This window comes from Bradyrhizobium sp. CCBAU 51765, assembly GCF_015291725.1.
Taxonomy (GTDB): Bacteria; Pseudomonadota; Alphaproteobacteria; order Rhizobiales; family Xanthobacteraceae; genus Bradyrhizobium; species Bradyrhizobium liaoningense.
This window is the reverse complement of record NZ_CP030038.1, coordinates 7839390-7851736: the sequence shown is the minus strand read 5'-3', so window position 1 is coordinate 7851736 and position 12347 is coordinate 7839390. Positions and strand designations below refer to the sequence as shown.

The window sequence follows — 12347 nt, the reverse complement described above, 5'->3', positions numbered from 1 at the left end:
ATGGATGCCGCCACGACCCCGGACACCATCCTGAAGCTCTCCAACGTCGAGAGCTATTACGGGCCGATCATGGCGATCCGGGGCATCTCGCTGGAAGTGCCGCGCGGCCGAATCGTCACGCTGCTCGGGGCGAACGGGGCCGGCAAGACCACGGTGCTGAAAACGATCTCGGGCATCCTCGATCCGCAGAAGGGCGCGATCGAATTTCTGGGCAGGCCGATCCAGCGCATGGAGGCCGACCGGATCGTGCGGCTCGGCCTCAGCCACGTGCCGGAGGGGCGCGAGGTGTTCCCGTTCCTCTCCGTGCGCGAGAATCTGATGATGGGCGCCTATCCGCGCAAGGACCGGGACGGCGTTGCGGAGGATCTGGAGCGTGTCTACGGCTATTTCCCGCGGCTGAAGGAGCGCATCAACCAGCCGGCCGGACAGCTCTCCGGAGGCGAGCAGCAGATGCTCGCGATCGGGCGCGCCCTGATGAACCGGCCGACGCTGCTGCTGCTCGACGAGCCCTCGCTCGGTCTGTCGCCGCTGCTGGTGAAAGAGATCTTCACCATCATCCGCAGGGTTAACGAGGAGCAGGGCATGTCGATCCTCCTGGTCGAGCAGAACGCCAAGGTGGCGCTGGAGACGGCACATTACGGCTATGTGCTGGAGATCGGCCGTATCGTGATGAACGACAGCTGCGACCGCTTGATGCATTCCCAGGACATTCAGGAGTTCTACCTTGGCGCCAAGGAAGCGGGCGCGCGAGGCGAGCGGCGCTGGAAAAAGAAGAAGACGTGGCGGTGAGGAAGAGCTGGCAGTAAGATGAGCTTGCCATCCGCAACATAGACCGCCGGCAAGGCAGGCAGCGGAGGCAGGCGACAAGGAGGGAGGAGAGGCGCATGGCCCGACCGGCGGTGCTGACGGTCGCTGATACGATCGCGAAGAGCTTCCTGCGCGCCGCCGAGACGCGGGGCGACAGGCCGGCGATCCGCGAGAAGAAGTTCGGCATCTGGCAGCCGACGAGCTGGCGCGAATGGCTGGAGATCTCGAAGGAGATCGCCTACGCGCTTCGCGCGATCGGCTTCATGCCCGGCGACGTCGCCTCCATCGTCGCCAACGCCGTCCCGGAATGGGTCCATGCCGACATGGGTATCCTGTGCGCCGGCGGCGTCTCTTCCGGAATCTATCCGACCGATTCGGCGTCCCAGGTCGAGTATCTCGTCAACGATTCCCGCACCAGGGTGATCTTCGCCGAGGATGAGGAGCAGCTCGACAAGATTCTCACCTGCCGCGCACGCTGTCCGTCCCTGCAGAAGATCATCGTGTTCGACATGGAGGGCCTCAGCGGCTTCTGCGACGACATGGTGCTATCGCTCGACGAGCTTCGTGCGCTCGGCCGCAACCACATGGTCGGCCGCGAAGCGCTGTGGCAGGAGATGATCGACAGCCGCAGCGCCGGCGATCTCGCGATCCTCGTCTATACGTCCGGCACGACCGGTCCGCCCAAGGGCGCGATGCACGCCAACCGCAGCGTCACGCACCAGATGCGCCATGCCAACGACTTCATCCCGGCGCGAGAGGACGAAGACCGGCTGATCTTCCTGCCGCTCTGCCATGTCGCCGAGCGCATCGGCGGCTACTACATCTCGGTCGCGCTCGGCTCGGTGATGAATTTCGCCGAGAGCCCGGAAACCGTGCCGGACAATCTGCGCGAGGTGCAGCCGACCGTCTTTCTCGCGGTGCCGCGCATCTGGGAAAAGTTCTATTCCGCCATCACCATCGCGCTGAAGGATGCGACGCCGCTGCAGCAATGGGTCTATCGGCGCGCGATCGGCATCGGCTACCGCATGGTCGAGTGCCGACTCGAGGGCAGGGCGCCGCCGCTGTCGCTGCGGATCGCCAACCGCGTCGCCTACCTGGTCGCGTTCCGCAACATTCGCCGCATGATCGGGCTCGATCGCTGCCGCATCGCGTTCACCGGCGCGGCGCCGATCGCACCGGAACTGATCCGCTGGTATCTGGCGCTCGGCATCGACATGCACGAGGTCTACGGCCAGACCGAGAATTGCGGGGTCGCCACCATGATGCCGGCGGACAGGATCAAGCTCGGCTCGGTCGGCACCGCGGTGCCCTGGGGCGAGGTCGCGCTGTCGCCCGACGGCGAAATCCTGATCAAGGGCGACTTCCTGTTCATGGGCTATCTGAACCAGCCGGAGAAGACGGCCGAGACCATCGATCCGCGCGGCTGGCTGCACACCGGCGACGTCGGCACCATCGACAATGAAGGCTTCGTCCGCATCACCGACCGGATGAAGGACATCATCATCACCTCCGGCGGCAAGAACATCACGCCGTCCGAGATCGAGAACCAGCTCAAGTTCTCGCCCTACATTTCCGACGCCGTGGTGATCGGCGACAAACGGCCGTATCTCACCTGCCTCGTGATGATCGACCAGGAGAACGTCGAGAAGTTCGCCCAGGATCACGACATCCCCTTCACCAATTACGCAAGCCTGTGCCGGGCGAGGGAGATCCAGGACCTGATCGAGCGCGAGATCGAGCAGGTCAACGGCAATTTTGCCCGCGTCGAGACCATCAAGAGGTTCTACCTGATCGAACGCCAGCTCACCCCGGAGGACGAGGAGCTGACGCCGACCATGAAGCTGAAGCGCGGCTTCGTGAACAAGCGCTACGCCGCCGAAATCGAAGCGATGTATCGCGAGCGCGCGGTGGCGTGAATCATACCTTTCGAAAAAGCGAGGGAGCGATGGCCCCGCCCTTCGTACAATACGGGCCCAAAGGAGAGGAGACGTCAATGTCGAAGTCGTTCCACGCGTTCGGCCTTGCTATGGGCGCTATCGCGCTCGGTTGTCTGCCGGCCGTCGCGCAAACCAAGGTCACCAATGAAGGCATCTCGGCAACCGAGATCGTCATCGGCACCCATCAGGACCTGTCCGGTCCGATCAAGGGCTGGGGCGTGCCGGTCTCCAACGGCATGAAGATGGCCGTCGAGGAGGTCAACGCCGCCGGCGGCATCCACGGCCGGAAGATCCGCCTCGTGGTCGAGGACAGCGGCTACGATCCGAAGAAGGCCGTGCTGGCCTCGCAGAAGCTGATCGAGCGGGACAAGATCTTCGCGATGGTGGGGCCGATGGGATCGCCCACCGTACTCGCCGCGCAGGATATCCTGCTCGACGCCGGCGTCATGCAGCTCTTCCCACTGACGGCGGCCGAGTTCACCTTCAAGTTCGATCCAGCCAAGCCGCAGGAACGATTGAAGTTCAACAATCTGCTTCCCTACGTCGAGAGCACGCGGGCGGCGTTGAAATACATGATGGAGTGGAAGAACTTCAAGAAGCCCTGCATCATGCATCAGGACGACGAGTACGGAAAGAACGTGCTCGACGGCTTCAACCAGCAGCTCACCGTCATGAAGGTGCAGCCCGCCTCGATCACGAGCTACAAGCGCGGCGCCTCCGATTTCAGCGCGCAGATCGCCAAGATGAAGTCCGACGGCTGCGACCTTGTCGTGCTCGGTGCGGTCCTGCGTGAGCCCATCGGCGCGATGACCGAGGCCAAGAAGCTCGGCTGGGACGTCACCTTCCTCGGCGCGACACCCGTCAACGTGATGGAAGTGCCGATGCTCGGCAAGGAGGCCGTCGAGGGACTCTATGCTGCAAGCGGCTTCGAGATCCCGTACGAGGACACCGCCAAGGGCAAGGTTAAGGACTGGCTGGTCAACTACAAGAAGATGTTCGGCACCGACGCCAACACTCAGGCCATCATCGGCTACAACGCGGTGATGACGTTTGCGTTCTACGCCAACAAGGCCGGCAAGGATCTCACCGGGCAGAAGATGCTCGATGCGCTCGAATCGGGCGAGAAATTCCTCGACATCTTCAACTCGCCGCCGACCAAGTTCTCCAAGACCGACCACCTCGCCAACACCATCACCCAGGTGCAGCAGGTCAAGGGCGGCCGCTGGGTGCTGGTGAAGGACAATCTGATGTTTTGATGCTTCTCTTTCACCCTCCCCTGGAGGGGGAGGGCGATCGTATATGGTGTGCACGATGCGGCGGCATCGGCGCTGGGCCCCCTCTCCCGCTTGCGGGGGAGGGCTGGGGTGGGGGTATATCCGCGTCGGGATTGTTGAGGATTGAGGAGAATGTCCCTGCGTGGCGAGAGCCCTCACCCGCCGCGCTCTGCGAGCGCGTCGGCCTCTCCCGCAAGCGAGAGCTTTGCTTAATTGGACGCGGGGGAGTGATTGCCGCTGTTGGGCGTTTTTTGCGTAGCGTTGGACGTCGGCGGCATCGAAGGTTTGCGCTTTCGTGGTCGACTGATTGGGTTGGGCGGTCATGCGGCAACTCCCGCAGGAGACAACGCCACCCATCGTTTGAGATTCATTGCCAGGCAGATCAGGCGCAGATGCGTCTGGTTGCGCGCCCAGCCCAGATAGCGGGCGCGCGCCCAGCGGTAGCTGCCCTTGAGGCGCGCGAAGACCTGCTCGACCGGTGCGCGGCGCTTTCCCACGGCACCGTTGAAGCGCTTCTGCCGCGCGGTCAGCGGATGATGCTTGTTGGGCCGGAACATCAGCCGCGGCTTGATGCCTCGCGCGCGCAGGCCGCTACGGCGCTCGTGCTTGTCATAGGCCTGGTCGGCATAGACCGCCTTCTCATCACCACAGACCAACTCGTCGGCGGGCACCGTATCGTTGACCGCAGCATCGGTCAGCTTGCTGCGGCGGATGATTGCCGAGCCCTGGTCGATGCCAACATGGGCCTTGTAGCCGAAGTATCGTTTGCCGCCCTTCTTGGTCCATCGCGCATCCGGATCGCGCTTGCTGTTGACCAGTTTGCTCGGCGCCCGACCGTCCGGGCCGGGGGGCTGCGGCTCCTCTGGTGGCTTCGGCGGCTTCACCGCCGCCGGGATCAGGCTCGCGTCGATTAGTGTACCCCGCCGCACCACCAGCCCATGCGCATCGATCTGGCGCAGGATCTCACCGAACAGCCTCTCGTCCAGGCCGGCCCGCTGCAAACTGTCGCGGAAGCGCCAGATCGTGGCGTGATCGGGTGTCTCATCGCCGAGCACAAAGCCGCAGAAATCGCGGAATGAGGCGCGGTCATCAAGCGCCTCTTCAAGCTCCGGATCGGACAGCCCGTACCATTGCTGCAGCAACAGCGCCTTGAACATCACCAGCCGCGGATAGGCCGGCGCCCCACGCTCCGGTTCCGGCAGACCGCCTAGCACGCCCCCTACCGCTGCCCAATCGACCAAGTCCCCAATCCGTCTCAGCACCGGATTGCCTTTTCCCCGTCGCGACACCAGCGCGTCCGCAAAGCTCGGTTGTCCAACCTGTCGATAGGCCATTCCCGTCCTCCCTCAGCGGTCTAGGGAATCGCAGATTCGCGAATATGCAAAGCTCTCGCTTGCGGGAGAGGCGGAGCAAGCCCGCAGACAGTCCTCGTGAAATCCGCATGCGATAGCCCTGCCCTCCAGGGGAGAATAAGAGCCCTACGATCCCCCGCCGGCGGTGCCCGAATGCACCGGAGCCAACTCGTCTTCCCGGCAGCGCCAGCCGTCGGCGGCTTTGACGAAGGCAAAGGTTCGCTGGATCCTCAGCCGGCGCGTGACATTGAAGGCTTCTCCGGAGCGCTCCTTGTTGCCGGCTCCCGGCTGCGGACGCCCCGTCCTCGCGTCCCAGCAGGTGCCGGTGCAGACGGAGGCGACCTTGCTGCACATGGTGAAGGGCGCCAGCACGGCCATCTCGATTTCACCGGTGACCTGCGCCTCCTGCTCGGTCACCTGGCTGTCGATGGCGTTGACGCGATTGATGCGCAGGAAGTTGCCGCAGGAATTGGCCGCATGGATGCGCGCGGCGCAGAAATCGACCGCGTCGGTGTCGGGTGAGCGGGCCGCGACCTGCCGGCCGAACACCTTCCTGGGGTCACCCTTCGCCGCGCGGATTTCATCGGTCTTACGCTTCAGATGGTCGGCGAGACAGTCCTCCGCGGATTCGAGCTCTTGCAGCGGCACGTTCTCCTTGCCGACCAGATTGCATCTGCGGTCGCGTTCTCGCGTCCACCTTCCATATTCGGCGAAGGCAAAGCGGGCCGCGGTCGGGTCCAGCTTGCCGATCAGGCCGAGCGCCTGGCCGTTGAGCTCGGTTTCGGCGAGCGCCAGCGACGGGTCCGCGCAGATCAGCGCGCCCGCTGCGGTGCTGGCCGCGAGGCAGTCGAAATCAGGATCGCGCACGATCGCGGCGCGCTCCTCGGTCACCTTGAGCAGGCACGCCTTCACCCGGTCGAAATCGTCGGAGCGGATTGCTGCCTGGCCGACGATGCCGCAGCCGAGATTGCGCTGACGGATCCAGATCGCATTCTCCTCGATTGCAGGCAGGCGATCGGGCAGGCGGGCGAGCCGCGCCTCGATCGCCGTGCTCAGCTTCTCGGCGGCAGCGGCCAGCTCGGCGTCACCGCAGAATAATTGGTTGCCGGGATCGCGAATCTGCTGGCAGTTGTTCTTGGCATACAGCGGCAGCCTGTCGGCGATCGGGCGTTCGGATTGCGCGGAGGCGGGCGCCGACGGCAATGCCAGCAGCGCAAGCACAGACAGCACGATGAATCGCATTCCGGTCGCCCCGCATGGAAAGCAACATGCTAGCGTCTGGGATCGCGCGGCGAAATGGCTTTGTGGTGGGGGTGAATCCGACCTGCAGGAAGGATCAACGCGCCTCGGTGGCCGCGATCGAGACTCGCACCGGCTCGTCGACATACTTCATCACGGCCGACTGATAGAGCACGAACAGCGGTTGATAGCTCCGCGCAGCGTCGTCCTCGACCATCGCCATGCGGCGATTGTCGAGCATCAGCCAGTGGCCGTCGAGCCGTGTAGCAGCAATCGCGTGCTCCTCGCCGGCGCGGATGTCGCGCACCACGAGGATGCGGAGGTCTTCGGGAGGGATGCCCGCCAGCCGCAGCGCTGCGAGCTTGGCAATGGCATAGTCTTCGCAATCGCCGGCGCCGCGCGCGAAGGTCGCGAGCGGCGAGCTCCAGACGTCGTCGGTGCCGTCGTTGGCGGCGTGGATGGCGAGATTGATGGCGCGGTTGGTCTCGCCGAGGCGCGCACGGCCATCGCGGGCGCGGGCCTGGTCGACGATGGCGAGCAGCTTCAGGGCCGCGGGCGAGACGCAATTGTCCCGGTCGCCGTCGCACAGTGCGAGCTGCACCATGTCGTCGTCGAGCCGGTCCTTCAGCGCGGACCATTTCTGCTGCAGGCCGCCCGACGAGATGGCGAAGGCGAACACTCCGAACGGCTCGGCGGATTTGCGGACGAGGACGCCGGCGCCGGGCGACAGCAGCGTGCCGGCGCGAAGCTCGGCGGCCGATCCGAGCAGGATCAATCCGCACAAGATCAGGATTGCGCGCCAAGCGCGCGAGCGAGCAGCGGTCTCCATCTGACATCCCCTTCCCGGGCTTCGCGAGATCCCCCTCGATCTCGACGTGCCGGGCTGTGTTGCTTTCCTGGAGATAGTGCGAGGCGGGCCGTTCTGTTCTGCTTAACGCGCCCGGCAGGGGTCCTAAAACCGTGGGACAGGCTGAAGCAGGCCTGCCCAAATTGCCTAAAATTTTACGATCCCAAGGCTAGGAAAGGCGCTGCCGTGATATGGATCCCGTTGCAGGCAGGCGTTGCGAGGTGGCTGATTCTGCGTCCTATGGCTAACAGTGCGCTATTTCACGGGTTCTGTTAGCTAGGTCACAGATCTAGTTCCATATCTGGCGCAGGATCTTACCGGGCATCATGCAATGAAGATGACGCAAGTATCTCTTCGACCAATTTTACAATGAACGACTTGGGATGATGGGGAATGCGTGCATCTGAGCTCAATTCGACTTCAGAATGCTTGGAGTGTTACTTCAGCTTCTCTGGGAAGGCGCCGGCCTGCGGGGGCTCTTATGGCCAAGTGACGCGAAATCACACAAGCAATAGATGGTTTCGCTAAGGACTTGGTAATGCTAAGCAAGCTTAGGCAATTGATACTTACTTAAATTTTAACCCTTTTTGCGGTGCCCCGGTTGAACTACGCTGGCAAATTCGACGCCGCGACGTCCTTAGACGGCCAGGTTTCCGGTACGCCTGGCCATGTCCATGCCGATTCCCTTGCGGCCAAGCCCTTCATCGCAAAGGGACATGGCCATGTTCCTGATGGCGCGTTCGTTGTTCCCGACCCCAACCTGATCTTCAACGGCGAGTTCAAGCGCGCCGGCCTCGATCTCGTGCTGTCCCACGAAGGGCAGGAGTTCGTGGTTCACGATTATTTCAGGGGCGAGAAGCGCGCCGCGATCGCCTCGCCCGACGGCGCCCACCTCACCGGCGACATCGTCAATGCCCTCACCGGCCACGTCCAGGTTGCCCAGGCCGCGCCCGGCGCCGCTGCGGCCCAGGTCATCGGTCACGTCACAAAACTCTCCGGCAGTGCGACCGCGGTTCGCAACGGCGTCTCGGTCATCCTGAACAACGGCGACAATGTCGAAAAGGGTGACGTGGTCTCGACCGGCGGCGATTCGACACTCGGCATCACCTTCATCGACGGCACCGTGTTCGGCCTGTCCTCCAATGCGCGGATGGTTCTGAACGAGATGGTCTACGACCCCAACGGGTCGAGCAACTCCTCGCTGCTCAGCCTGGTTGCGGGCACCATCACCTTCGTCGCGGGCGAGACCGCCAAGCATGGCGACATGAAGGTCGACACGCCGGTCGCCACCATGGGCATCCGCGGCACGGCGGTGCTGACCCAGATCAATTTCGTCGTTCCGGCCGGCGGCGGCGATCCGCAGCCGCAGGCGAGCTTCCAGGTGCTGGTCGAGCCGAACGGCACCACCGGCTCCTACATCCTGTTCGACAAGATCACGCTGCTGCCGATCGCGACGGTCAACCAGGCCGGCCAGATGATCCAGATCAGCGGCGGCAACGTCTCGATCGGCAATGCGCTGATGTCGCCGGAAATTCAGAAGCTGATCACGGACGTGTTCACGCTGAAGTTCACCGACAACAACACCAACACCAAGCTGACCACGAACTTCACCGACACGATCACGCCGATCAGCCTGGACTTCGCGTTCAAGTCGGGGTCCGGCCCCGTCGCAGTCGCGACATTCGTCAATCTCAGCCCGCAGGGACGCGACGGCCCCAGCAATTCAACGCAGCAGGCCACCCGTGTTCCCGGCCAGCCGATCGTGCAAAGCTTCGACGCCGGCGGGAATCTAAAGACGGCCTTCGCGCTGACTGAGCGCGCGGGCATGACGGGCGACACGCATGCCGATACGATCACCGGCCTGATCAGATTCGTCGATCAGAACCTCGGCGACCGGCCGACGGTGTCGGTGAGCCTCGCCGAAGCGCCGAACTACGTCTACAAGAGCGCCGGCCAGCAGGATGTCACCGGCTCGCTCACCGAGCTCCAGAAGCAGGGCATCGCAGCGACGCAGATCCAGATCAGCGTCGTTGCCGACCCCGCCAACGAGAACAACGGCTCAGCGGTCTGGACCTACACGATCCCCGACAAGGTCTTCGACTTCCTCGCGGCCGGCGAAACCCTGACGCTGACCTACATGGTGCGGGTCGACACCAATTTCGTGGTGAATCCCGAGTCCAGGTTCATCCCGATCACCATCACGATCACGGGGACGAACGACAAGCCGACCGTGGCGACGTCGGGCGGAAACGTCATCGAGAAGGTCGGGACCGGCAACGAGGCCCTGGACACGATCACGGGCACCGTCACCTTCACCGACGTCGATCTGACGGACCGGCCGATCGTGAGCGCTGAGCTCTCGTCGACCCAGCCGTTCAAATATCTCGATGCCGAAGGCAACGACATCACTGCCACGCTGACGCCGCAGCAACTCGCCGCGATCGCAGCCGTCAAGGTGCCGCTGACGGTGGTGCAGGGTGCAGGGAACGGCAACAACGGCTCGGCCACCTGGACCTACAGCGTTCCCGACCATCTCTTCGACTTCCTTGCCGAGGACGAGAAGCTGATCCTCAATTACGTGGTGCAGGTCGATGACGGGCACGGCGGCATCGTCAGCACGCCGCTCACGGTTTCCATCAATGGTGCCGACGTCAATGTCGAGGGCACCAACGACGTGCCGACGATCATCGAGGACGATACGACCCCGACCGGCGCGGTAACCGAGGACGATGCGGCGGTCACGCTCGTGGCCAACGGTACCATCACGTTCAACGATCCCGATCTCACGGATACCCACACCGCAAGCTTCGAGCTGAAGTCGACGACGTCGAGCGCGCATCTGCCTGGATTCAGCGATGGCACCTCGCATATCGGCACGTTCGCGCTAACGTCGGTCAGCGAGAGTCCCGGCGTCAGCTCGCGAGGATCTGTCGGCTGGACCCTTACGATCGACAGTAGCGATCCGATGTTGCAGTCGCTGGCCGAAGGCCAGACTGTCACGCAGGTCTACACCGTTACGGTCGACGACCACCACGGTGGAACGGTCACCAAAGACGTCACGGTTACCATCACGGGGACCAACGATGCCCCGACCATCACGAGCGATGGAGACGCGGCGAAGGGCTGTGTCATCGAGGACGCGGGCCCGACACTCTCGATCTGCGGCACACTGGCGATCCAGGATCTCGACCTGATCGACACTCATGCCGCGCAGGCCGTGTTCAAGTCGTCGACGTCGAGCGCACATCTGCCGGGCTTCGACGACGGCACGCCGCTCGGCTGCTTCACGATCGATCAGTCGGTGCACGAATTCAGCACCGACACCGACAACGGCGCGACGCTGGGCTGGCATTTCACGCTCGACAACAGCAATGCGGTGCTGCAGTCGCTGGCGCAGGGCCAGACCATTACCCAGGTCTACACCGTCACGATCGACGACCATCACGGTGGGATGGTCACGCAGGACGTCACCGTCACGATCAACGGCGTCAACGACGCGCCGACCGTCACCAGCAGCGCCGCAGATGCCACTGGAGCGGTCACCGAGGATGCCAGTGCGACGTTGGCCATCTGCGGTACGCTGGCGATCCAGGATCTCGACCTGATCGATACCCACACGGCGGAAGCCGTTTTCAAGTCGTCGTCCGTCAGTTCGGCTCTGCCGGGGTTCGGTGCCGGCGCGAACATCGGCAGCTTCACGATCGATCCGTCGGTGCTCGAATCCAGCACCGATACCAGCAACGGCGCGACGCTGGGCTGGCACTTCAGCCTCGACAACAGCAATGCGGTGCTGCAGTCGCTGGGGCAGGGCCAGACTATCACCCAGGTCTACACCGTCACCTTCACCGACGATCATGGCGCCCAGGTCTCTCAGGACGTGACGGTCACGATCAACGGCACGAACGACGCGCCGACGCTCGCCAATCTCGACATTGGTCCGCTCACGGATACTGCCGCGGCCGACACCTTCGCCAATCTCGCCGGCCATTTGTCCGGAACGGATGTCGACAGCGGCGAGACGGCGACGCTGACCTATGCCGTTCTGAACGCAGATCACCATGCGGTGACGACGGTTGCAGGACTGTACGGCTCGCTGACGGTCAACCTCGACGGCAGCTATAGCTACGTTCCCGACGCAGCGGCCATCAACGCGCTTTCGGCTGGGGCCTATACCGATATATTCACCGTCCAGACCAAAGACGCGCATGGTGCGACCGGCACGGCAACGCTCACGGTGGACGTGACAGGCGCGGACGACGGGAACGTCGCACCGGTGATCGACGTGAACCAGATCAGCGTATCGCAGGAAGGCGTCCAGGTCTTCATCCACGGCATCACGGTCACCGACGCCGACGCTGCTCCCGATGAAACCTTCGCACTCACCGCGGCGGTGGATTCGGGCACTTATGTGGAGCCTGGACCGACGTCCGATACGCTGGCGAGTGTCAATTCAGCACTCCAGGGGCTGACCTATACGGAGCCGAGCCAGAGCGGGACTGCGACGGATAAGTTGGCGATCACGGTGACCGACGGTCACGGCGCGACCGATACGGTCAACCTGATCTTCAACCTGAACGAACAGGGCCCGGTGACCCTCGCCAGCACCAGCGGCAAGGATGTGCTGTTCGGGACCGGCTATCAGGACCAGTTCGTATTCGCCGCCAACTCCAACCACGACACGATCCTCGATTTTGAGCACGGCCAGGACCACATCGACCTGACGGCGGTTGTGGCGACCGATATCGACTCGGCATGGATAGCCCAGCACGTGGCGGCCTCAGGAGCTGACACCCTGATCACGATCAATGCGACGGACACCATCCTCCTGAAGGGTGTCGCCCAGGTCCAGGCGAGCGACTTCATCGTCCATGCCTGATCGCTGCGCGATGGG

General features: G+C 63.6%; 7 protein-coding genes. 4 read left to right on the top strand and 3 right to left on the bottom strand.

The window, feature by feature from the left end; genetic code table 11:
* The 3 genes from XH96_RS36340 (at nucleotide 1) to XH96_RS36330 (ending at nucleotide 4000) form a co-directional block, all read left to right on the top strand.
* Nucleotides 1-789, top strand: a complete 789-nt coding sequence (locus XH96_RS36340) for an ABC transporter ATP-binding protein (protein ID WP_194390084.1) — start codon at nucleotides 1-3, stop codon at nucleotides 787-789.
* 95 nt (nucleotides 790-884) lie between these two features.
* A complete protein-coding gene (locus XH96_RS36335; protein WP_194390083.1) occupies nucleotides 885-2723 on the top strand; it encodes a long-chain fatty acid--CoA ligase in 1839 nt (612 codons plus the stop codon).
* Between the two features lie 77 nt (nucleotides 2724-2800).
* Complete coding sequence (locus XH96_RS36330) at nucleotides 2801-4000, top strand: ABC transporter substrate-binding protein (protein WP_194390082.1); 1200 nt, start codon at nucleotides 2801-2803, stop codon at nucleotides 3998-4000.
* A 338-nt stretch (nucleotides 4001-4338) separates the two neighbouring features.
* Here XH96_RS36330 and XH96_RS36325 read toward each other — a convergent pair whose 3' ends face one another.
* The 3 genes from XH96_RS36325 to XH96_RS36315 form a co-directional block, all read right to left on the bottom strand.
* The gene (locus XH96_RS36325) at nucleotides 4339-5352 is read right to left on the bottom strand and encodes an IS5 family transposase (protein ID WP_194389004.1); all 1014 of its coding nucleotides are present in this window, start codon (nucleotides 5350-5352) and stop codon (nucleotides 4339-4341) included.
* Between the two features lie 144 nt (nucleotides 5353-5496).
* Nucleotides 5497-6612, bottom strand: coding sequence for a lysozyme inhibitor LprI family protein (locus XH96_RS36320; RefSeq protein ID WP_194390081.1), 1116 nt, complete (start codon nucleotides 6610-6612; stop codon nucleotides 5497-5499).
* Between the two features lie 94 nt (nucleotides 6613-6706).
* Nucleotides 6707-7438, bottom strand: a complete 732-nt coding sequence (locus XH96_RS36315; RefSeq protein ID WP_194390080.1) for a transglutaminase-like cysteine peptidase — start codon at nucleotides 7436-7438, stop codon at nucleotides 6707-6709.
* Between the two features lie 619 nt (nucleotides 7439-8057).
* On the opposite strand from XH96_RS36315, the gene XH96_RS36310 reads away from it, so the two are divergent.
* The gene (locus XH96_RS36310; protein ID WP_194390079.1) at nucleotides 8058-12332 is read left to right on the top strand and encodes a VCBS domain-containing protein; all 4275 of its coding nucleotides are present in this window, start codon (nucleotides 8058-8060) and stop codon (nucleotides 12330-12332) included.
* Nucleotides 12333-12347: the final 15 nt, after the last annotated feature.

Excerpts from the sequence above, each read along its gene's own strand:
- XH96_RS36340 (WP_194390084.1), top strand. The coding sequence starts at position 1 with ATGGATGCCGCCACGACCCCGGACACCATCCTGAAGCTCTCCAACGTC.
- XH96_RS36335 (WP_194390083.1), top strand. The coding sequence starts at position 885 with ATGGCCCGACCGGCGGTGCTGACGGTCGCTGATACGATCGCGAAGAGC.
- XH96_RS36330 (WP_194390082.1), top strand. The coding sequence starts at position 2,801 with ATGTCGAAGTCGTTCCACGCGTTCGGCCTTGCTATGGGCGCTATCGCG.
- XH96_RS36325 (WP_194389004.1), bottom strand. The coding sequence starts at position 5,352 with ATGGCCTATCGACAGGTTGGACAACCGAGCTTTGCGGACGCGCTGGTG.
- XH96_RS36320 (WP_194390081.1), bottom strand. The coding sequence starts at position 6,612 with ATGCGATTCATCGTGCTGTCTGTGCTTGCGCTGCTGGCATTGCCGTCG.
- XH96_RS36315 (WP_194390080.1), bottom strand. The coding sequence starts at position 7,438 with ATGGAGACCGCTGCTCGCTCGCGCGCTTGGCGCGCAATCCTGATCTTG.